Raw genomic sequence first — 25520 nt, 5'->3', positions numbered from 1 at the left:
TGATGTCTCACGCAGAATCGGTCGCATCCGGCGGACTCGGCAACCGCACCTACTCACCCCGGCATGCGATCCTGCGCCGCGCCTACGGTGTGGCGGACCTACCCGGTCTCATCGATATCGTGGCCGAGCTGGCGCCAGAGCGCATCGCGCTGCGGCACGGTGACACCGCGGTCGGCTACGCGGCGCTCGCCACCGAGGTCGCCGCGCTCGGCGCGGCCATGGGCGGCGGGCTGAGCCCGGACGCACTCGTCTCCGTGGTGATCTCGGGCCAGCTTCCCGAGTTGCTCGAATCCGGTGACGGCGCGCTCGGCGAGGTGCTCGACCGGTTGCTCGACGACGCGCTGCTGATCGCCTCCGACGTACTGCCGACCACGTTCACCCCGGTAGAGACGCTGGTCAGTGAATTCCAGGAGCAGGTACGGCGCACTCCGGACGCCGTCGCACTGGAGTTCGGGGACGCCACTCTCACCTATGCCGAGTTCGACGCGCGCGTCACGGCACTGGCTCGGCGCTTGCGGGAGCTGGGAGTCGGGCCGGACGTGCTGGTCGGTCTGGCCGTGCGGCGCTCGTTCGAATTGCTCGTCGGCATGTACGCGATCCTCGAGGCGGGCGGCGGCTACGTGCCGATCGATCCGGAGCATCCCGCCGAACGCATCGCCTACGTGCTCCAGACCGCGGCCCCGACGCTGGTGCTCACCACCACAGCCGACCAGCCGGAGTCTATCGCCGACAGCCGGGTGCTGCGCATCGATGAATTCGAGGCCGCACTCCGCAGCGCCGGACAGCTCACCGACGCAACGGGACAACCGCTGGGCGCGGAGCTGCTTCCGCTGCCCGCGGCGGACAACACCGCCTACGTCATCTTCACGTCCGGCTCGACCGGTCGCCCGAAAGGCGTTGCGGTCTCGCATCGCTCGATCCTGGCCAACCTGCGCTGGCGGCAGCGGCTGTACCGGCTGTCCGAGGCCGACGTGGTGTTGCAGAAGACGCCGTTCACCTTCGACGTGTCGGTGTGGGAGTTCTTCTGGCCCTTGCAGATCGGCGCGCGGCTGGTGATCGCGGAGCCGGACGGCCACCGCGATCCCGCCTACCTGGCGCGGACGATCGCCGAATACGGCGTCACCGTGGCGCATTTCGTGCCGTCGATGCTCGCCGTGTTCGTCGCCGAGCCGGAGATCGAGGACGTCGTGGACACGCTGCGCCTGGTATTCGCTTCCGGTGAGGCGCTGCCCGCGGCCACCGCGGCCGCCTTCCGCGACGTCAGCGGCGCGACCCTGCACAACCTGTACGGGCCCACCGAGGCGGCGGTCGACGTGACCGCGCACGAGGTGACCGCCGCCGACACTACGACGGTGCCGATCGGCACGGCCGCCGACGACACCGAACTGCTGGTGCTCGACGACAACCTGCGCCCGGTTCCGGCGGGCGTGGTCGGTGAGCTGTACCTGTCCGGCGTGCAGCTGGCCCGCGGCTACGTGGCTCGTCCCGGTCTCACCGCGGACCGGTTCGTGGCGAACCCCGAGGGCGCGCCGGGTGACCGGATGTACCGCACTGGCGATCTGGTCCGCTGGGTGTCCGGCGTGGACGGCGGTCCCGCCGAACTGGAATACCTGGGCCGCACCGACTTCCAGGTGAAGCTGCGCGGACTGCGCATCGAGCTGGGCGATGTCGAGGCGGGCCTGCTGCGCGACGAGCAGGTGGCGCAAGCGGCGGTGACGCTGCATCGGCGCGCGGGCGGCGATCACCTGGTCGGCTACGTGGTGGCGGCCGGTGGCGCCGTCGTCGACACCGCGGCCGTGCTGGCCACCGCGCGGGCGCACCTTCCGGAATACATGGTGCCCTCGCTGGTGCAGGTGCTCGACGAGATGCCGGTCAACGCGAACGGCAAGCTGGATCGGCGGGCGCTGCCCGAACCCGACTTCGGCGCCGCCGTTGTCGAATACCGCGAACCCGCGACCGAGGCCGAGCGTCGCGTCGCCGAGATCTTCGCCGATCTACTCGACGCGCCACGGGTCGGCGCGGACGACGACTTCTTCGCGCTCGGCGGCAACTCGCTGCTCGCGGCGCGCGCGATCGCCAGGGTCGCCGCGGCGCTCGGGATCGCGATCGACGTCAGGGACTTCTTCGACCGGCCGACGGTGGCGGCGGTGGCCGCGCTCTCCGGTGCGGGGACGCCGCGCCCGGCGCTGGTGGCGGGTCCGCGCCCCGCGCAGGTTCCACTCTCGCCCGCGCAGCGGCGCATGTGGTTCCTCAACCGGCTGGGCGCGAATGCCGCGGTGGACAACATTCCGGTGGCGCTTCGCCTGCGCGGCGCGCTCGACGTACGCGCGCTGTCGGCCGCGATCACCGATCTCGTCGCGCGTCACGAAATCCTGCGCACCGTCTACCCGCAGACCGAGGCCGGTCCGGTGCAGGTGGTGCGGCGCATGCACGCCGTCTTCGATCTGACGCCCTCCGAGATTCCGGCGGACCGGCTGGCCGAGGCGGTGCGCGCCGTCGCGAGCCAGGGCTTCGACGTCGCCGAGGAGATCCCGGTGCGGGTGCGGCTGCTGCGCAGCGGCCAGCGGGACCACACCCTGGTGCTCGTGGTGCACCACATCGCGGCCGACGGCGTCTCGATGGGCCCGCTGATGCGTGACCTGGTCACCGCCTACACCGCGCGCCGCGCGGGCACGGCGCCTGGCTGGCAGCCGCTCGCGGTGCAGTACGCCGACTACGCGCTGTGGCAGCGCGCCGTGCTCGGCGAGGAGGGCGATCCGGATTCCGAGGCCGCGCGTCAACTCGGCTTCTGGCGATCCGAATTGGCCGAGATCCCAGCACAATTGGATCTGCCGTCGGATCGCACGCGGCCCGCCGTGGCGTCCTATCGCGGCGCCACCCACGAATTCGCGCTGGACGCCGATCTGCGCGCCGCCGTCGAACGGATCGCCGAGCGCTGCGGCGCGACGCCGTTCATGGTGCTGCACGCCGGACTGGCCGCACTGCTGGCCCGGCTCTCCGGGACCTCCGACATCGCCGTCGGCACCCCGGTCGCCGGCCGCGGCGAGCTCGCACTGGACGACCTGGTCGGCATGTTCGTCAACACCCTCGTGCTGCGCACCGAGGTCGCGCCCGACGCGAGCTTCGCCCAGCTCGTCGGGCACGCGCGGGAACGGGACCTGCGCGCCTTCGCCCACGGCGACATTCCGTTCGAGCAGTTGGTCGAGGCGGTGAATCCGCCGCGCTCGCAGGGCAGGCATCCGCTGTTCCAGGTCGCGCTGTTCATGCAGAACATGGCGCCCGTCGCGCTCGCCATGCCCGACCTCGATACGGAGCTCGTCGATTTCGAGTCCGGGTTCGCCAAGTTCGATCTCCAGCTGACGCTTTCCGAGCCCACCGCTGCGGCGGGTGGCTACCGCGCCGAATTCACCTACGCCACCGACCTGTTCGACGCCGCGACGGTCCGGGAGTTCGCCGCGAAGTTCGTTCGCCTGCTGCGCGCCGCCGTCGCCGCGCCGGACGCGCCCGTCGGCGATATCGAACTGCTCGACGCGGGCGAGTTCGACTACGTGACCGCGAGCTGGAACGCCAGCGGCCACCGGGTCGCCGACCGCTTCCTGTACGAGGGCTTCGACAACCAGGTCCGGCGCACCCCTGACGCGGTCGCCTTGGTCGCCGACGACGGTGCAACGCTCACGTACACCGAGCTCTCCGACCGTGCGAACAGGCTGGCGAGGATGCTGATCGCCACCGGCGTCGGCCCGGAATCGCTTGTGGTGCTTGCCATGCCGCGCTCGGTCGAGCTGGTCGTCGCGATGTACGCGGTGTTGCGGGCGGGCGGCGCGTACGTGCCGGTGGACCCGGCGCACCCCGCCGAACGCATCGGCCACATCATCGACACGGCCGCGCCGCACACCATCCTCACCACCCGCGCCGCCGGGTTCACGCCGCCCGGCACGGTGCCGCCATCCGTGCGCGTGCACCATCTCGACGAACTGGACCTCGCCGACCACCCGGCGGCCAAGATCGCTGACGGCCACCGGACGGCGGCGCTGCACCCCGAGCATCCCGCCTACGTCATCTTCACCTCCGGTTCCACCGGGCGGCCCAAGGGCGTATCGATCAGCCACCGCGCCATCGCCAACCAGCTGGCCTGGATGCACGACGAATACCGTCCCCGCACGGGCGATGTGTATCTCCAGAAGACCGCGACCACCTTCGACGTCTCGCTGTGGGGCTACTTCCTGCCGCTGCGCGCGGGCGCGACGCTGGTACTCGCCGCACCGGACGGCCACCGCGATCCGCGCTACATCGCGGAAACCATTGCGCGCCACGGTGTCACGCTCACCGACTTCGTGCCGTCCATGCTGGCGGTCTTCGCCGCGCACGCGACGGCCGACGAGCTGGCCTCGCTGCGCGATGTGTTCGTCATCGGCGAGGCGCTGCCGCCGGAGACCGTCGCGGCCTTTCACGCGGTCTCCGACGCAGGCTTGCACAACCTGTACGGCCCGACCGAGGCGGCGGTTTCCATCACCTACCGCGAGGTGACGGTAGACGACGCACCGCACGTGCCGATCGGCGAGCCGGAGTGGAATTCGCAAGTCTACGTGCTGGATTCGCGGTTGCGTCCGGTGCCTATCGGGGTGCAGGGCGAGCTGTATCTGGCCGGTGATCAGCTGGCCCGCGGTTACCACGGCCGGGTCGACCTGACCTCGGATCGCTTCGTGGCCAACCCGTTCGGCGCGCCCGGCGCGCGCATGTACCGCACCGGGGATCTGGTGCGGTGGAGCCAGGACGGCGAACTGGTCTACCTCGGCCGGGTCGACTTCCAGGTGAAGTTCCGCGGTCAGCGCATCGAACTCGGCGAGATCGAGACCGCGCTGCTCGCCGCGGCCGAGGTCGGCCAGGCGGCCGTGCGACTGATCACCGCCGAGACCGGCGACTATCTGGCGGGCTATGTCATCGCGGCGCCGGGCTCCGGCGCCGATCTGGATCTGGACGCGCTGAAGGCCGGTGTGGGCCGGGTGCTGCCCACCTACATGGTGCCGACCGCCCTGGTGCAGCTGACCGACTTCCCGCGCAACACCAGCGGCAAGCTGGATCGCACGGCGCTGCCGGTTCCGGTGTTGCAGGCCAGAAGTTTTCGCGCGCCCGTCGACGCGGCGCAGCGACTGGTCGCCGCCGTCTTCAGCGAGGTGCTCCGCGTCGAGCGGGCCGGACTGGACGACGACTTCTTCGCGCTCGGCGGCAGCTCGCTGGACGCCACGCAGGTCACCGCTCGGGCGGGCGAGGCGATCGGCGTGCGCATCCCGGTGCGCACGCTGTTCGAAGCGTCCACGGTCGAGGGCTTCGCCGCCGCGGTGGCCGAGCTGGCGACCGCGGGCCGGAAGCGGCTGCCCTTGACTCGCCGGGATCGGCCGGAGCGGATTCCCCTGTCGCCCGCGCAGCAGCGGCTGTGGTTCCTGAATCGCCTGGAAAGCCAGGACGACGCGCCCGGCGTCTACAACCTGCCCATGGTGCTTCGCCTGACCGGCAGGCTCGACGTGCGCGCGTTGGAGCGGGCAGTGCTCGACGTGCTCGCCAGGCACGAATCGCTGCGGACCGCCTATCCGGAGAGCGAGGACGGCCCCTACCAGTCGATCCTGGATGCGGACGACATCGGTTTGCGCCTGCACCCCGTCGAGGTCGGGCGCGCCGAGCTCGCCGACACCATCGCGGCGATCGCGCGCGGCGGCTTCGACGTCACCGCCGAGCTGCCCGCGCGCGTCGCCCTGCTGGCCGTCGACCAGGTCGACGAGGCGCGCGGAGTGCCCGCCGACGAATACGCGCTGGTGTTCGTCGTCCACCACATCGCCGCCGACGCGCTCTCGATGACGCCGCTCGTCACCGACCTGATCCACGCCTACCGGGCCAGGCTGATCGGCAAACAGCCCGACTGGGCCGAATTACCCGTCCAGTACGCCGATTACAGCCTGTGGCAGCGCGAGCTGCTCGGTGCGACGGAACGGCCCGGCGATCTGGCGCACCAGCAGCTGCGGTTCTGGCGCGACGCCCTCGACGGACTGCCCGCCGAGCTGCCGCTGCCGGCCGACCGGCCGCGTCCGGCGCGGCCGAGCATGCGCGGCGCGGCCGTCGATTTCACGATCGACGCCGAGGTCGCCGCCGGGCTGCGGGCACTGGCCGCCGACTGCGGCGCGACGCTGTTCATGGTGCTGCACGCCGCCTTCGCCGCGACACTGGCGCGGTTGGGCGGCTCGGACGACATCGTCGTCGGCACGCCGATCGGCGGGCGCAGCGAGCGCGATCTCGACGCCATGATCGGCATGTTCGTCAACACGCTCGCGCTGCGTACACGGGTCGGCTGGGAGACACCGTTCGAGGACTTCCTCGCCGAGGTGCGCGACGCCGACGTGGCCGCGTTCGGCAACGCGGAGCTGCCGTTCGAGCAGCTGGTGGACGCCATGGACGTCGATCGCGGCACCGGCGCGCACCCGTTGTTCCAGGTGCTGCTGAGCTTCGGCGCTGCCGAGCGGACGCCGCAGGCCGTCGAGGTTCCCTGGCTGACCGTCGAGCCGATCGACATCCCCGACGACGGTGCGAAATTCGACCTGCACCTGGTGATCAACGAAGTCACCGCGGGGCTCACCGGCAGTCTGCGCTACGCCACCGATCTGTTCGACGCCGCGACGGTCGACGCCTTCGTCACCAGGCTGCGGCGGATGCTCGGCGCGGTGGCCGCCGATCCGGCGACGCGCGTCGGCGAGATCGACCTTCTCGACGCCGACGAGCGCACACTGGTGCTCGACCGCTTCAACGACACCGCGCACCACGTCGACGAATCCGCCACGCTCGCTTCGCTGTTCGCCGCGCAGGCGGCACGCACCCCGGATCGCCCCGCTCTCGCCTTCGAGGGCGCGACGCTCACCTACGCCGAACTCGCCGCGCGGGTCAACCGGCTGGCGCGTTGGCTGATCGCACAGGGCGTCGGCCCGGATTCGCTGGTGGCGCTCGGCATGCGGCGTTCCATCGATCTGGTGATCGGCATGTACGCGATCACGGCCGCTGGCGGCGGCTACGTGCCGCTGGACCCCGACCATCCCGCCGAACGCACGGAACACATTCTCGCCACCGCGATTCCGTTCGCGGTGCTGACGTCCGGCGCGGACTTGGACCTCGCCGCGGCGCAGATCCGCATCGACCGGCTCGACCTGTCCGGATACTCCGACGCACCGATCACCGACGCCGAACGCCGCGGCACGCTGCGCGCCGCGAACACCGCGTACGTCATCTTCACCTCCGGCTCGACCGGCAGGCCGAAGGGCGTCGCGGTCGGCCACGGCGCGATCGTGAACCGGCTGCGCTGGATGCAGTCGGCTTACGTCGCACTGGACGCCGACGACGTGCTGCTTCAGAAGACTCCCGTCGCCTTCGACGTGTCGGTGCCGGAATTCTTCTGGCCGTTGCAGGTGGGTGCGCGGCTGGTGCTCGCCCGCCCCGACGGCCACCGCGACCCGGTCTACCTGGCCGAGCTGATCCGCCGCGAGGGCGTCACCGCGGCCCATTTCGTGCCGTCCATGCTGGCCGCGTTCGTCGCCGAGGAGCCCGCCGTGCCGACCCTGCGGCACGTCTTCTGCTCCGGTGAGGCGCTGCCCGCCGCCACCGCGCAGCGGATGCGCGCGCTCACCTCGGCACAGGTGCACAACATGTACGGGCCCACCGAGACGGCGGTCGAGGTGTCGGCGCACGAGGTGACCGACGCGGACACCGGCGCGCTGCCGATGGGCGGACCCGGATGGAACACCAAGATGTATGTCCTCGACGCGCGGCTGCGTCCGGTCCCGGTCGGTGTGCCGGGCGAGCTGTATCTGGCCGGTGCGCAATTGGCGCGCGGCTATCTGAGCCGGGCCGACCTGACCGGAGATCGGTTCGTGGCCGACCCCTTCGGCGCGCCGGGCGCACGGATGTACCGCACCGGCGATCTGGTGCGGTGGACGGCGGACGGAGAGGTGCGGTTCCTCGGTCGCACCGATTTCCAGGTGAAGGTGCGCGGCCTGCGCATCGAACTCGGCGAGATCGAGACGGCGCTGCTCGCGGCGCCCGGGGTGGCGCAGGCCGCGGTGCTGGTTCGCGACGACCACGGCACCGGCGATCAGCTGGTCGCCTATCTTGTCTCGGAGACCGCGCTCGACCTCGACCTGATTCGCGCGGAGGCCGCCCGCCGACTACCGGCGTACATGATGCCCGCCGAGTTCGTGGTGCTGGACGCCTTCCCGGTGAACGCTTCCGGCAAGCTGGATCGCCGCGCCCTGCCCGCCCCCGCGCGGCGCACCGTGACATTCCGCGCCGCCGAAGGCGCTGCGGAAACTCTTGTCGCCCAGACATTTCGCGCACTCCTCGGCGCGGAGCGGATCGGCGCGGACGACGACTTCTTCGCGCTCGGCGGCAACTCGCTCGTCGCGACGCAGCTCGTCGCGCGTTTGTCCAAGGCCACCGGAACGCCGGTGCCGGTGCGCGCCGTGTTCGACGCGCCCACCGTCCGCGCGCTGGCCAGGCATGTGCGGTTCGACGGCCCGGCCGCGCCCGTGACGCTGCCGCCGTTGCGCGCCGGGGAGCGCGGCGAAACCATCCCGCTCTCGATCGCCCAGCAGCGCATGTGGTTCCTCAACCGATTCGACAGCGTGAGTGGCGGTTACAACATCCCGTTCGCACTGCGGCTGACCGGCGCGCTGAACGTCGCCGCTTTGGCGGCGGCCGTCGCCGACGTGATCGCCAGGCACGAGACGCTGCGCACCGTCTACCCGGAACACGACGGCGCGGCGACCCAGGTGGTGTTGCCCCCCGGCACCCGGCTGGTCGACGTGGTGCCGCGGCCGGTGCGCGCCGCCGAACTGCCCGAGTTGATCGCCGCGGCTGCCGGAACCGGATTCGACGTGACTTCCGAAGTGCCGCTGCGAGTTCGGCTGCTCGACGTCGAAGACGGCGGCGCCAAGCCGGTGCACGTCCTGCTGTTCGTGGTGCATCACATCGCGGCCGACGGCTGGTCCTTCGCGCCGCTGACCCGCGACTTGACCGCCGCCTACGTTGCCCGTTGCGCGGGTTCCGCGCCGGCTTGGCGTGCGCTGCCCATCCAGTACGCCGATTTCGCGCTCTGGCAGCGCGAGGCGCTCGGCCGTGCGGACGACCCGGGCTCGGTGCTGGCCGGGCAGCTGCGCTACTGGACGGACCGCCTCGCCGGTCTGCCCGAGGTGCTCGCGCTGCCTTCGGACCGTACCCGCCCCGCGGTCGCCTCGAACCGCGGCGGCGCCGTCACCGGACGGCTCGACGCCGACCTGCACCGCGACATCCAGGAACTCGCAGCGGAACACCGGGTCACCCCGTTCATGGTGCTGCACGCCGCGCTGGCCGCGCTGCTGAGCAGGCTGGCCGCCACCGGCGACGTCGTCGTCGGCGCACCGGTGGCCGGGCGCGGCGACGAAGCGCTGGACGAGCTGGTCGGCATGTTCGTCAACACCCTCGTGCTGCGCACCGAGGTGCGCGCCGACGCCACCCTCGCCGACTTGCTCGCCGAGGTCAGGGCCGCCGACCTGGCCGCGTTCGAGCACGCCGCGGTGCCGTTCGAGCAGCTCGTCGACACCCTGAATCCGGTCCGTTCGCAGGCACATTCGCCGCTCTACCAGGTGGCGTTGACGCTCCAGAACCAGACGAAGCCGGACTTCCGGCTCCAACGCCTCGCCATCGGCGCGCTCGATATCGGGCCGGCCCCCATCCAGCTCGACCTGGACTGGACCCTGACCGACCGCTACGACGCGGACGGCGAGCCCGACGGCATCGACGTGCACCTGCACTACGCGCTCGACCTGTTCGACGAGCACACCGTCACCGATTTCCTCGCCGGGTTCGAGCGGGTGCTGCGCGCCATGGCGCGGAACACCAGAACCGCGGTCGGCGACGTCGAGCTGATGTCGGTCGCCGAGCGCGGCATGCTGCTGTCCGACCGGAACGCGACCGCGCGTCCGCTGCCCGCCGAGACGCTCGACGACCTGCTCACCGCCCGCGCCGCCGCCGATCCGGGCGGTCGCGCGGTGACCTTCGAGGACGAGTCGCCGGCCCACCCGTCACCCGGCCACCATCCCCCATCGAGTCGCTACACGACGCTTGCCCACCCGTCACCCGACCACCGCCCCTCATCGAGTCGCTACGCGACGCTTACCTATGGCGAGCTGGCCGCCCGAGTGAACCGGCTGGCGCGGCTTTTGATCGCCGAGGGCGTCGGTCCGGACACCGTCGTCGGGCTCGCCGCGCTGCGTTCGCCGGACATGCTCGTGGCGATGTTCGCGATCGTGCGCGCCGGTGGCGCGTACCTTCCGCTCGACCCGACGCATCCGGCGGACCGGCTCGCGCAGGTCATCGAAAGCGCCGAGCCCACAATAGTTTTGGTCGTGGGCGGCGCCGAACTGCGTGCGCTGCCGAACGTGCGCGTACTTCGTCCCGCCGAGCTGGACCTCTCCGGCTATTCCGCCGAGCCGGTCGTCGATACCGAGCGCCTGGCCGCGCTGCGTCCGGACAACCTCGCCTACGTGCTGTTCACGTCGGGCTCGACCGGGCGACCCAAGGGCGTCGCGGTCACCCACCGCGCCATCATGAACCAGTTGCGCTGGCTCGAGCACCGGTACGAGGTCACCGCGGCCGACCGCATCCTGCAACGCGCGCCGCTGACCTTCGATGTCTCGGTGTGGGAGTGCTTCCTGCCCATCGCGGTCGGCGCGCCGCTGGTGATCGCCCGGCCCGGCGGACACCTGGACCTGGCCTATTTCGCGGGGCTGCTGCGCGAACACGGGATCACCATCGCCGAATACGTGCCCTCGGTGCTCGCCGCGCTGATCGGCGAGGGCATGGGCGACGCGCTGCGCTCGTTCCGGCACCTGCACTGCGGCGGTGAGGCGCTGACGCCCGATCTGCTCGCCGCGATCCGCGGCAGCTTCGACGGCGTCGTGCACAACGCCTACGGCCCGACCGAGGCGGCGATCTCGGCGGTGTATCACGAATTCACCGACGGCGACGTGGCTTCCGGCCGCGATGTGGCGATCGGGCGTCCCTGCTGGAACACCCGCGTCTACGTGCTCGACGCGCGGCTGCGCCCCGTGCCCGTCGGTGTGCCCGGCGAGCTCTACCTAGCGGGCGATCAGCTGGCCCGTGGCTACCAGGGCCGCTCCGGGCTGACCGCGGAGCGGTTCGTCGCCGACCCGTTCGGCGTGCCGGGCGCGGTGATGTACCGCACCGGCGATCTGGTCCGCTGGAACCGCGCGGGCGACCTGATCTATCTGGGTCGCAACGATTTCCAGATCAAGTTGCGCGGCCAGCGGATCGAGCTCGGCGAGATCGAATCGGCGCTGGCCGGAGTGCACGGCGTGACCAATGCGGCCGTCGTGGTGGCCGAGGACAGCACCGGATACGAATGCCTGGTCGGCTACGTCAGCGGAGAGATCGACGCCGAGGCGGTCCTGGACGCGGTGCGCGACCGGCTGCCCGGCTACATGGTGCCCGCGCACCTGGTCGTGCTCGACGAGATGCCGCTCACCACGGTCGGGAAGCTGGATCGCGCGGCACTGCCGAAGGCCGAATTCAGTGGCCGCGCGGCGGCGTACCGTGCGCCGCGGGAGGGCGCGGAATCGGTGCTCGCGGCACTGGTCACCGACCTGCTCGGCGCATCCGAGCCGATCGGCGCGGACGACGACTTCTTCGCGCGCGGCGGGAATTCGCTGCTTGCCATGCGACTGGTGGCCCGCGCCAACGCGGCGCTCGGCAGCGCGCTCACGGTGCGCGAGGTCTTCGAAGCGCCGACCGTGGCCGAACTCGCGGTGCGCGTGCGTGTTTCGGCCGAGCAAGGCGACATCGCCGCGCGGCCCGCGCTGGTCGCCGGTCCACGCCCGGTGCGGATTCCGCTGTCGCTCGCGCAGACTCGGATGTGGCTGTTGCATCGCCTCGATCCGGAATCGGCCGTCTACCACATTCCGATCACCATCCGGCTGACCGGCGCGCTGGACACCGCCGCGCTGGCCGCCGCGCTGAACGACGTGGTCGCTCGGCACGAGTCGCTGCGCACTGTGTTCCCGTCCGACGGCGACGGCCCGTTTCAGTCGGTGCGTTCCATCGCGGATGTGCCTGCGCTGGAACTGGACCCGAGTTCGGTCGCCGAGGCGGAACTGCCGGAGTCCGTCGCGGAGTTCGCGGCGGTGCCGTTCGACCTGCGCGACCAGATCCCGGTGCGCGCCAAGCTGTTCCATACCGCCGCCGAAGACCACGTGCTGGTCGTGGTGGTGCACCACATCGCCGCCGACGGCGTGTCCACCGCGCCGCTGGCCCGCGACCTGATGGTGGCCTACACCGCCCGCCACGCGGACGAAGCGCCACGGTGGCGTCCGCTGCCGGTGCAGTACGCCGACTTCACGCTCTGGCAGCGCGAGACGCTCGGCGCGGCCTCCGACCCGGAATCCATGCTGGCCGAGCAGATCGCGCACTGGCGCGCCGAACTGGCCGGACTCGCGCCGGTGCTGGAGCTGCCCGCCGATCGCCCGCGTCCGCCGGTCGCCACCGGGCGGGGTGCGGCCGTGGAGTTCGCTGTCTCGGCCGAACTGACCGCCGCCATCGCAGAACTCGCACGGCGACAGGGTGTTTCCTCGTTCATGGTGCTGCACGCCGCCTACGCCACCCTGCTCGGCCGCCTCGCCGGGACCGAGGACGTGGCGATCGGCACCCCCGTCGCCGGGCGCGCCGAACAAGCGCTCGACGAACTCGTCGGCATGTTCGTCAACACCCTCGTGCTGCGCACCCCGGTGCGCGCGGGCGCGACCTTCGCCGACCTCCTCCGCGCGGTCCGCGAGGCCGACGTGCGCGCCTTCGCGCACGCCGACTTGCCGTTCGAGCGACTCGTCGACGAGCTGAACCCGATGCGCTCCCAGTCGCATTCGCCGATTGTGCAGAACCTCCTCACCCTCGAGCATCGCGACGACACGGTGCTCGAGCTGCCCGGTCTCGAGGTGTCGGCTTACCCGCTGGACAACCGGGTGGCCCAGTTCGACATGGCACTGGAACTGGTCGAACACCGGCAGGGCGCGGGCACGGCGTTGCGCGCGCTGCTGCGCTACGCGACCGACCTGTTCGACCGCGCCACGGTGCAGTCTTTCGCGGCGCGATTCACCCGGATCCTGGAGACGGTGGTGGCCGACCCGACGATCCCGGTCGGCGATATCGAACTGCTGGACCCGGCCGAACGGACGCTGGTGCTCCAGCGGTGGAACGACACCGCGCACCCGGTCGCCACGAGCACGCACACTCTGGTCTCGCTGTTCGAAGCGCAGGTCGCGCGCACACCCGAGGCGATAGCGGTCGCCTTCGAAGGAACGAGCCCGGCAGGCCCCTCGGCGTATCCCGATGTGGTGCTTGCCCACCCGTCGCCCGACGATCACCCGTCATCGAGCTCGGCGACGGCCGATCCGTCGCCCGGTCACCACCCCACACCGGATCGCTTCGCAGAGCTGTCGTATGGCGAGTTCGCCGCCCGCGTGCACCGTTTGGCGCGCTGGCTGGTGACGCAGGGCGTGGGCCCGGGTTCCTTTGTGGCGCTGGGCATGCGGCGTTCGCTCGACCTGGTCACGGCGATGTACGCGGTCGCGGCGGCGGGCGGCGCGTACGTCCCGCTCGACCCCGATCATCCGGTCGACCGCACCGAATACGTACTGGCCACGGCCCGTCCGGTGTGCGTGCTGACCTCGGGGATGGATCTGGAAGTCACTGCGGCGCCGCAGGTTCGGATCGATCGCCTCGATCTGTCCGGCTTCGCCGACGGACCGCTGACCGACGCCGAACGGCTCGGCGCGCTCGTTCCCGGTCATCCCGCGTACGTCATCTTCACCTCCGGCTCCACCGGTCGCCCCAAGGGCGTCGCCGTCTCGCACGCCGCCATCGTCAACCGGCTGGTGTGGATGCAAGACCGCTACGGGCTGCGCGCCGACGACGCGGTGCTCCAGAAGACGCCCGCCACCTTCGACGTGTCCGTGTGGGAGTTCTTCTGGCCCTTGCAGATCGGTGCGCGCCTCGTCGTCGCGCGGCACGACGGGCACCGCGATCCGGCCTACCTGGCCCGGCTGATCGCGGCCGAACGCATCACCACGGTGCATTTCGTGCCGTCGCTGCTCGCGGTGTTCCTCAACGAGCCGCTGACCCGCGACTGCGCCGCGCTGCGTCGGGTCTTCGCGTCCGGCGAGGCCCTGCCCGCACCCGTCGCGCAGCGGGCGCGGCGCGTGCTCGGAGCGCGGGTGCACAACCTCTACGGCCCGACCGAGGCCGCAGTGGACGTGACCTATCACGAGGTCACCGACGCCGACACCGACTCGGTGCCGATCGGCAGGCCGGTGTTCAACACCCGGCTGCTCGTGCTGGACGCCCGGCTGCGGCCGACGCCGGTCGGCGTGCCGGGTGAGCTGTACCTGGGGGGCGCGCAGCTGGCGCTCGGGTACGTGGCGCGACCGGAACTGACCTCCGATCGGTTCGTGGCCGACCCGTTCGGCGCTTCTGGCGGACGCATGTACCGCACGGGTGATCTGGTCAGATGGAACAAGAAGGGTGAACTGGAGTACCTGGGCCGCAACGACTTCCAGGTGAAGCTGCGCGGTTTGCGGATCGAGCTCGGCGAGATCGAGGCCGCGCTCACCGGCTCGGACGCGGTCGGCCAGGCCGTTGTCGTCGTGCGCGGCACCGGCCACGGCGATCAGCTGGTGGCCTACCTCACCGCCGCCGACGGCCCGATCGATATCGAGGCCGTGCGCGCGCGGCTGGCCGCCGAACTGCCCGGCTACATGGTGCCGTCGGCCTTCGTGGTGCTCGACGAGTTCCCGCTGAACTCCTCGGGCAAGCTGGACCGCGCGGCGCTGCCCGCGCCCGTCGTCGCGGCGGCAGTCTTCCGCGCGCCGGAGACCGACGCGGAGCGGACCGTCGCGGCGCTGTTCGGCGAGCTGCTCGGCGTCGAGCGGGTCGGCGCCGACGACGACTTCTTCGCGCTGGGCGGCAATTCGCTGCTCGCCACCCAGGTGGCCGCGCGGCTCGGCGCGGAGCTGGGCGCCGACATCCCGGTGCGGATACTGTTCGACGCGCCGACCGTCGCGGCCCTGGCAGAGCGCGCGGAGGGCTCGGGCGCCGCTCGTCGCCCCGCCCTCACCGTCGGCCCGCGCCCTGACCCGATTCCGCTCTCGCCCGCCCAGCAGCGCATGTGGTTCCTGAACCGCTTCGATCCCGAGGAGACCGTCAACAACATCCCGGTCGCCCTCCGCTTCGCGGGCGAGCTGGACACCGAGGCGCTGACCGCCGCCATCGCCGATGTCGTCGACCGGCACGAAACACTGCGCACCGTCTACCCGGATCGCGACGGCACCGGCCATCAGCTGATTCTGGACGCCGCTGTGCCCGCGATCACCGAACTGGACGCGACCGACCCGGCCGCCGCGCTCGCCGAATTCGTCGCCACCCCGTTCGACGTGACCGCCGAGGTGCCACTGCGCATCGGGCTGGCCAGGATCGCGGAGCGCGATCATCTGCTTGCCCTCGTCGTGCACCACATCGCCGCCGACGGTTTCTCGATGGGACCGCTGGCCCGCGATCTCGCCGCCGCGTACGCCGCGCGCGTCGCCGGCACCGCACCGGACTGGGCTCCGCTGCCCGCGCAGTACGCCGACTACGCGCTGTGGCAGCGCGAACTCCTAGGCACGGAGGACGATCCGGACGCGATCGCCGCCCGTCAGCTGGCGTACTGGCGGCAGGCGCTGCGCGGTCTGCCCGCGCAGCTGGACCTGCCCGCCGACCGGCCGCGCCCCGCCGTCGCCTCGCACGCCGCGGCGAGCGTCACACTGCTGCTCGATCCGGCGCTGCGCTCGGGCATCGCCGCGCTGGCCGCGCGGCACGACGCGACGCCGTTCATGGTGGTGCACGCCGCGCTGGCAGTGCTGCTGGCCCGGCTCTCCGGCACCTCGGACATCGCCATCGGCGCGCCGATCGCCGGTCGCGGCGAACGCAGGCTCGACGACTTGGTCGGCATGTTCGTCAACACCCTGGTGCTGCGCACCGAGGTGCCGGGCGCGGACTGCTTCGCCGCCGTGTTGCGGCGGGTGCGGGAAGGCGACCTGGACGCGTTCGCCAACGCCGAGGTGCCCTTCGAGCGGCTGGTCGAGGTGCTCGACCCGCCGCGCTCGCAGGCGCGCCACCCGCTGTTCCAGGTCGCGTTGTTCTTCCAGAACCTGGCCCCCGTCGCGGTGCGGCTGCCCGGCGTCACCGTGGCCGAATACGAGTTCGACTACGAGACAACCCGTTTCGACCTGCAACTGACCGTCGCCGACGACGCGGTGCGATTCACCTACGCCACCGACCTGTTCGACGCGGTGACCGTCCGCACCATCGGCGAGCGCTTCCAGCGGCTGCTTGCCGCGGCGATCGCGGACCCGAGCCTGCCGGTGGGCGACATCGACCTGTTCGGCGCGGGCGAACTGCACCGGGTGGTCACCGAGTGGAACGACTCCGCGCACACCGCGTTCGTGGCGGAGATGCTGCTCGACGAGTTCGAGGCGCAGGCCGCGGCCACGCCGAACGATCCGGCGCTGGTGTACGTTCCCGACGACGGCGCGCCCGCCTCGGTGCTCACCTACGGCGAACTCGATCAGCGAGCCAATCAGCTGGCACGCCACTTGATCGAGGCGGGTGTCGGAGCGGAATCGCTGGTGGCCCTGGCCATTCGACGCTCCACCGACCTGGTACTGGCGATGTACGCGGTGCTCAAGGCGGGCGGCGCGTACGTGCCGATCGATCCCGATCATCCCGCCAAGCGCATCGCCCACATCCTCGACACCGCGCGCCCCGCCGCCCTGCTCACCACCGAGCGCGACCGCGCCGAGCTCGGCTACACCGGACGCACGGTGTGCGTGGACACCGTCGCGCTGGACGGTTACGCCGACGACCCGGTCGCCACCGAGGAACGCGGCGCGCCCATTCATCCGCAGAACCCGGCCTACGTCGTCTTCACCTCGGGCTCGACCGGAAAGCCCAAGGGCGTCAGCGTCTCTCACGCCGCGATCGTCAACCAGATGACCTGGATGCAGTCGGAATACCGGCTGCACGCCGACGACGTGTACCTACAGAAGACCGCGACCACTTTCGACGTCTCGCTGTGGGGTTACTTCCTGCCGCTGCGCGTCGGCGCGACGCTGGTGCTCGCGAGCCCGGACGGGCACCGCGACCCCGGCTACCTCGCCGAGGTAATGGGTAGCCACGGCGTCACCGTCACCGACTTCGTGCCCTCGATGCTCAGCGTCTTCGCCGGACACGTGCACGACGCCGGGCAGCGCGCCGCCCTCGAGGCGCTGCGCACGGTCTTCGTGATCGGCGAGGCGCTGCCCGCCGAGACCGTCCGCGCGTTCGGCGCGGTGAGCGCCGCCCGGCTGCACAACCTGTACGGCCCCACCGAAGCCGCGGTGAGCATCACCTACCGCGACGTGACGGGCGAGACCGAGCGCACCGTGATGCCGATCGGCAACCCGGAGTGGAACAGCAGGGTGTACGTGCTGGATTCGCGGCTGCGGCCGACACTCCCAGGAGTGGCGGGGGAGCTGTACCTGGCGGGCACGCAACTCGCCCGCGGCTATCACGGCCGACCCGACCTGACCTCGGATCGGTTCGTGGCCAACCCGTTCGGGGCTCCCGGCGAACGCATGTACCGCACCGGCGATCTGGTGCGGTGGGAGACCGGCGGCGACATCGCCGAGCTGGCGTACCTGGGGCGCACCGATTTCCAGGTGAAGTTCCGCGGCCAGCGCATCGAGCTCGGCGAGATCGAGGCGGTGCTCGCCGCCGTCGCGGGCGTATCCCAGGCCGCGGCACTGGTGCTCGGCGATCACCTGGTCGGCTATGTGGTGCCGACATCGCAGAGCGCTGCGCGTGAACTCCAAGACGCGCTGCGCGCCGCGGCACGGGAGGCGCTACCGTCCTACATGCTGCCCTCGGCCTTCGTGGTGCTCGACGCGTTCCCGCTCAACGCATCCGGCAAGCTCGATCGCGCGGCGCTGCCTGAGCCGGTGTTCGACCGCGTGGCCTACACGGCTCCGGTCACCCCGGCCGAGCGTCTGGTCGCCGCCGCCTTCGAGGCCGTGCTCGACCGTGGGCCGGTGGGTGTCGAGGACAGCTTCTTCGACCTCGGCGGCAACTCGCTCAGCGCCACCAGGGTGCTGGCCCGGCTCGGCGAACGGCTGGGCAGGCGGGTGCCGGTGCGCCTGCTGTTCGAGGCGCCGACGGTCCGCGCGCTGGCGGCCGGGATAGCCTCGGCCGCTGGTGATTCCGTAGTTCCGCTGATCGCCGGTCCGCGTCCGGAGCCGGTGCCGCTGGCGCCCGTGCAGCGCGGCATGTGGTTCCTCAACCGCCTCGATCCGTCGTCCGCCGCGCACAACATCCCGGTCGCGCTGCGGATTCGCGGCGAATTGGACGAAGTAGCGCTCGCGGCGGCGTTCGCCGACGTGGTGGCGCGGCACGAGGTGCTGCGCACCGTCTACCCGGCCGGTGCCGACGGCACGGCGCACCAGGTAATCCTGCCCGCCGCCGCCGCGCCCGTGCGGCTGGCCGTCGAAACCATCGATGCGGCTCGGATCGACGAACGGATCGCCGAATTCCTCAGCGAGGGTTTCGATGTCACCGGCGAGGTACCTGTGCGCGCGGTACTGCTGCGCGAGAGCCCGGCGAGCCGGGTGCTGGTCGCGGTCCTGCACCACATCGCAGCAGACGGATACTCGATGCGGCCGCTGTTGCGAGATCTGCTCGCTGCCTACCTGTCCCGCGTGCTCGGCGCGCCGCCGGTGTGGCCGGAGCTGGCCGCCCAGTACGCGGACTACGCGCTGTGGCAGGCCGCCGCGGTGGAAAGTGTGGCCGCCGAGGAGCTTTCGTTCTGGCGTGCGACCCTGCTCGATCTGCCGGAAGACCTGGCGCTGTCCGCCGACCGTCCACGCCCGCCGGTCGCCAGTAAGCGCGGCGGGAATGTGCGCGCCAGGATCGGCGGTGGCGTCGGCGCGCGGGTGCGCGACCTCGCCCGTGAGCACAACGCGACACCGTTCATGGTGGTGCACGCGGCGCTGTCGGTGTTGCTCGCCAGGCTTTCCGGTTCCGACGACATCGCGATCGGCACGCCCGTCGCCGGTCGCGGCGCGGCGGCGCTGGACGACCTGGTCGGCATGTTCGTGAACACGCTGGTGCTGCGCACCCGGCCGCGCGCCGAGCAGTCGTTCACCGACCTGCTCGCCGACACGCGGGCCACCGACCTGGCGGCGTTCGCGCACGCCACCGTGCCGTTCGAGCGGGTCGTCGACGAGCTCGGCGCGGCGACCACGCAGGCGAGGCATCCGCTGTTCACGGTCGCCCTGAGCTACCTGAACACGGGTGACGACGCCTTCTCGGTGCCGGGGCTGGAACTCTCGGCCGTCGAATTCGACGAGCCTGTGGCACGTTTCGACCTCCAGTTCACCGTGGCCGCGGATGCGGATGCCGACGGGCACCTCGCCGTGGAGCTGAACTACGCCACCGATCTGTTCGACCACGACACCGCCGCCGGGCTGCTGCGCCGCTTCGGCAGAGTCCTCGGCGCGCTGACCGCCGAGCCCGGACACCCGATCGGCGCGGTGGATCTGCTCGCGCCCGCCGAGCGCGCCGAACTGCTCGCCCGCCGCGGCGGCGCGGCCGTGCCGTCGCGGACGTTGGCCGAGACGATGGCGGCGGCCGTCGCCATGAACCCGGACGGCATTGCCGTGCGCTGCGGTGATCGCGCGCTGACCTACCGCATGATGGACGACCAGTCCTCCCGCCTGGCCAGAATGCTCGCCGGGAACGGCATCGGCGCGGAGGACATCGTCGCGATCGCCATTCCGCGCTCGGCCGAAGCGCTGCTCGCGGTGTGGTCGGTGGCCAAGACCGGTGCGGCCTTCGTCCCGGTGGACCCGACCTATCCGGCCGACCGGATCGCCCACATGCTCACCGACTCCGGCGCGGTCATCGGCCTCACGATCGGCGACGCGCACGCCGCCCTACCCGGCGCCGTCGAATGGCTGGTGCTGGACGCGCCCGCCACCGCGGCGCGGATGCGGCACACCAGCGCGGCGCCGCTCGGCCCGGACGAGCTGGTGCGTCCGGTGCGCACCGATCACGCGGCGTGGATGATCTACACCTCCGGCTCCACCGGCGTGCCGAAGGGCGTGCTGGCCACACACGCTGGCATCGCGGGAGTGGCTCGGGCGCAACGGGATCGGTACTCGGTGACGGCGGAGTCACGGGTTCTGCACGTGTCCTCGCCGAGCTTCGACGCCTCGATGCTGGAGTTGCTGTTCGCGCTCGCGGCGGGCGCGACCTTGGTCGTGGCGCCCTCGGGCGTCTACGGCGGCGCCGAGCTGACCGCGTTCATCCGCGATCAGCGGGTGACCCACGCGTTCGTCACGCCCGCGGTCCTGCGCACCCTCGATCCGGCGCAGCTGCCGGAGCTGGAGCGGCTCACCGTCGGCGGTGAGTCGTACGGTCCGGACCTGGTGCGGCGCTGGAGCGTCGGACGCGAGATGTTCAACACCTACGGCCCGACCGAGACCACGATCATCACCCACATCAGCGCGCGGCTGCTTCCCGGCGAATCGCTCGACATGGGCACGCCGATCCACGGCATGTCCGCACTGGTGCTCGACGACCGGTTGCGCCCGGTACCCGTCGGCGTCGCGGGCGAGCTATATCTGCGCGGTCCCGGCCTGGCCCGCGGATATCATGCGCGGCCAGGTCTTTCGGCGGGCCGGTTCGTCGCAGACCCTTACGGGCCCGCGGGCGGACGGATCTACCGCACCGGTGACCTGGTGCGCTGGACCGCTTCCGGCGCGCTTCAGCATCTCGGCCGCACCGACCACCAGGTGAAGGTGCGTGGTCTGCGCATCGAACTCGGCGAAATCGATGCCGTGCTCGCCGCGCACGAATCCGTGGAATACACCGCGACCGTTGGGCATACCGATGCCGACGGCGTCGTCGCGCTCGTGTCCTACGTGGTCGCCGCGCCGGGTCGCACCGTCGACCCGGCGGAGTTGACCGCCTTCGCGGGTCGTTCGCTCGCCGCCTACATGGTGCCCGCCGCCATCATGGCGCTCGATGAGCTGCCGGTGACGCCGGTCGGAAAGCTGGATCGAAAGGCGCTGCCGGAACCCGAATTCCGCGCCGCCGCGTTCCGGGCACCGCGCACGGCTGCGGAGCGGACGGTGGCCGAGACCGTCGCCGGGGTCCTCGGCCTCGACGACGGCCGCGTCGGATTGGACGACGACTTCTTCGTCCTAGGCGGAAACTCGCTCACCGCAACGCAGCTCGCCGCGCGACTCGGCGCCGCATTGGGTGTCACCGTCGGCGTGCGCACCGTATTCGAGCACTCCACCGTGGCCGCGCTGGCGTCCGAGCTCGGCGGCGCGGACATGTCGGCGGCTAGGCCCGCGCTCACCGCCCGCACGGGCGACGAGCCGGTCCCGCTGTCGCTGGCGCAGCAGCGCATGTGGTTCCTCAACCGCCTCGATCGCCAGTCCACCGCCTACAACATCCCGCTCGCGGTGCGGCTGAGCGGAACGCTCGATGTCGGCGCGCTCGATGCCGCCGTCGCCGACGTGGTGTCCAGGCACGAGGTGCTGCGCACCGTCTACCCGCAGCGCACGGCCGGGCCGGTGCAGCTGGTGCTGCCCGTCGGCGCGGCGGGCACGCCGGTGCTCACCCCGATCGAGGTCCCGATCGACGACCTGACTGTCGCCGTCGCGGATTTCGTCGGCGCGGGGTTCGACGTGGCCGACGCGGTTCCGCTGCGCGCCAGGCTTTTCCGTCCCGTATCCGAGGACAGTGCTTCGGCGGCAACGGAACACGTGCTCGTGGTGGTGGTGCACCACATCGCCGCCGACGGCTCCTCGCTGGCGCCGCTGGCCAGAGACGTGATGCTCGCCTACGCCGCGCGCAAGCACGGCCGCGCGCCCGGTTGGGCGCCGCTGCCGGTGCAGTACGCCGACTACAGCATGTGGCAGCGCGAACTGCTCGGCTCCGAGGACGATCCGGAATCGCTGGTGGCGCGCCAACTCCGGTTCTGGTCCGAAACTCTCGACGCGCTACCCGCGCAACTGCCGTTGCCCACCGATCGGCCGCGTCCCGCGGTCGCGTCGACCAGGGGCAGGCACGTCGATTTCGCCGTCGACGCCGAATCCCACGCAGCCCTGCTTGAATTGGGGTGCGCTGGCCGGGCCACGCTGTTCATGGTGGTCCACGCCGCCTTCGCGGTGCTGCTCGCGCGACTGTCCGGCACCGGCGACATCGCCGTCGGCACACCCGTGGCGGGGCGCGGCGTGGCCGAACTGGACGACGTGGTCGGCATGTTCGTCAACACCCTGGTGCTGCGCACCCGGGTGGACGCGGGCGAGGAGTTCACCGCACTGCTGGAGCGGGTGCGTGCCGCCGACCTGGCGGCGTTCGCGCACGCCGACGTTCCCTTCGAGCGGCTGGTCGAGGTGCTCAACCCCGAGCGCTCCACCGCGCGGCATCCGCTGTTCCAGGTCGGCTTCTCGTTCCACAACCAGGCCGAGGCCGATTTCGCCTTGGACGGCCTGACCGCCACCGCGGTCGACTTCGATTCCGAGGTCTCGCAGTTCGATCTGCACCTGGTGGTCACCGACCGCTACGACGCGCACGGCGCGCCCGCAGGTCTCGCGGCGACGATCACCTACGCCACGGCGCTGTTCGACGAGGCGACCGTCGCGGGGTTCGCGGGACGACTGCAACGGTTGCTCGCGGCCGTCAGCGCCGCGCCCGAGGTGCCCGTCGGCGACCTACCCCTGTTGGACGGCGCCGAGACCGAACGCGTGCTCGTCGCATGGAACGCCGCCGACCGTGAGTTCGCGCCGGACACCCTGACCACCGCCTTCCACGCGCAGGCGGCGCGCACGCCGGACGCGATCGCCGTCGTCGACGACGCGCACACCGTGACCTACGCCGAATTCGCCGCGCGGGTGAACCGGCTGGCCAGGGTGCTGATCAGGCGTGGCATTGGTTCGGAATCGCTGGTGGCGCTGGCCATTCCACGCAGTATCGACCTGCTCGTCGCGATGTACGCGGTGGTGACGGCGGGCGGCGCCTATGTGCCGCTCGATCCGGCGCATCCGCTCGACCGGACCACCGGCGTGCTGGCGGCGGCGAACCCCGAGCTGGTCCTCACCTCGGGGCGCAGGCCGATGCTGCCCGCCGAGGTGTCCGATCACGAGGTGCTGTTCGACATCACGACGGTCCCGGCAAGCACCGATGCCGCGCCGGTGCGGGACGCCGAACGGGTGCGGGCGCTGTCGCCGGACAACACCGCGTACGTCATCTTCACGTCGGGCTCGACCGGTGTCCCCAAGGGCGTCGCCGTGTCGCATCGGGCGGTCGCGCACCAGCTCGACTGGATGCAGTCGGAGTACCGGCTCGGCGCCGACGACGCCACGCTGCTGATGACCTCGGCCGCGTTCGACCTCTCGGTGTGGGAATTCTGGTGGGCGCTGCGCACCGGTGCGCGCATCGTGCTCGCGCCGGCCGGCGCACAGCGTGACCCGGAGAGTGTGCTCGACCTGGTCCGGCGGGCGTCGGTCACCACGATGACGCTGGTGCCCTCGCTGCTGGCCATGCTGGCCGAGGTGTCCGGCGAGCGCAGGCTGCCTCGGTCGCTGCGCAGGATGTTGGCGATCGGTGAGGCGTTGCCCGCCGTGACCGTCGCGCGGATCGGTGCGCTCACCGACGCTCGCGTCGACAATCTGTACGGGCCGACGGAGACGGCCGTTTCGGTGACCCGGTACCGGGCGGTCGTGGGTGCGGCGTCGATGCCGATCGGCACCGTGCCAATCGGCACTCCGGAGGCGGGAACCCAGGTGTACGTCCTCGATGACCGGATGCACCCGGTGCCCGCTGGCGTCACCGGCGAGCTGTACCTGGGCGGCGCGCAGCTGGCCCGCGGATACCACGGCAGGCCCGAGCTGAGCGCGGAACGTTTCGTGGCGAACCCGTTCGGCGCGCCGGGCGGCAGGCTCTACCGCACCGGTGACATGGTCCGTTGGGGCTCCGACAGCAATCTCCACTACGTGGAGCGGCGCGACTTCCAGGTGAAGGTGCGCGGCTATCGCATCGAACTGGCCGAGATCGAACACGCGCTGCGCGCCAGACCCGGTGTCGCGGAAGCCATCGTCGTCGCGTACCGCGCGGATGACGAGAACGCCATGCTGGTCGGCTATTTCACCGCGTCGACGCCGCTCGACACCGATGCGCTGCGCACGGCGCTCGGCGAGGCTTTGCCGAGCTACATGGTGCCCGCCGCGCTGGTTCGGCTGGACGCGCTGCCGCTCAACGCCAACGGCAAGGTGGATCGCGCCGCGCTGCCGCGCCCCGAACTGACCGCGCGCGAGTTCCGCGCTCCAGCAACGGACCTCGACACCGTGGTGTGCTCCGTCTTCGCCGAGGTGCTGGACGCGCGGCGAGTCGGCATGGACGACAACTTCTTCGAGCGCGGCGGCAACTCGCTGCTCGCCACCCGCCTGGCCACCCGGCTGAGCGCGGAGCTCGGCGAACCGGTCCCGGTCGTGTGGTTGTTCTCCGCGCCGACGCCGGCCGGGTTGGTCGCCCAGCTCGAGCTGACCCGGTCGGGCCGCGGGCGGGTGGACGCGGCGGCGGCCTTCGACGTGCTGCTCCCGCTCCGGCCGGGCGGCGGTAAGGAGCCGCTGTTCTGCGTGCACCCGGTCGGCGGCGTGGCGTGGTCGTTCGCCGGTCTCGCCGCGTACGTCGACCCGGAGCGCGCGCTCTACGGCCTGCAATCTCCGGTGCTGAACTCGACGGAGCCGCTGCCTGATTCGATCGAGGACTGGGCGCGGCGCTACGTCACCGAGATCCGCGCCGTGCAGCCGGAGGGGCCCTACCACCTGCTGGGCTGGTCGCTCGGCGGTGTTCTCGCGCACGCCGTCGCGATCCAGTTGCAGGACCGGGGACAGCACGTCGCGACACTGGCCATGATGGACAGCCCGCGCACGGTCGCGGCGGCCGAGACCACTGTGCCGCTGGCCGACTTGCTCGGCGGGCTGCTCGGCGAACAAGCCGCCGACGCGGACACCGAACTCGGCCTCGCCGAACTCGCCGCGCGCATCGCCGAACTGCCGGAACCGTTCGGCTCCTTCGGCGCCGAACGGCTCAGGCGGCTGCTGGACGCGGGAACCGGCTCCCTCGAACTGCTCCGCCGTTACCGGCCCCGCCCTTACAAGGGCAACCTCGTGTATTTCACCGCCGCCCTGGACGATCCGACCGGCGCCACCGGTGCCGCGAGCTGGTCCGAGGCCATCGACGGCACCGTGCACAACCACGCCGTCGCGGCCACCCACTGGCGGATGACCGCCGAATCCGCCCTCGCCCGCATCGGCCACGTGCTGGCCGCGCGCTGGGCCGACACCGACCGCGCATGA

Annotated in this window: 1 protein-coding gene; it reads left to right on the top strand. The window is 71.5% G+C overall.

Annotation, left to right across the window (positions count from 1 at the left end; genetic code table 11):
• The first annotated feature begins 2 nt into the window (after positions 1-2).
• Positions 3-25520 (top strand): non-ribosomal peptide synthase/polyketide synthase, encoded by a 25518-nt coding sequence (locus AB0H50_RS28630; RefSeq protein ID WP_357458522.1) that lies wholly within the window; start codon positions 3-5, stop codon positions 25518-25520.

Source organism: Nocardia sp. NPDC050793, assembly GCF_040654065.1.
GTDB lineage: Bacteria > Actinomycetota > Actinomycetes > Mycobacteriales > Mycobacteriaceae > Nocardia.
Note: the sequence above shows the minus strand (reverse complement) of the source record. Positions and strands in the feature narration are given on the sequence as shown.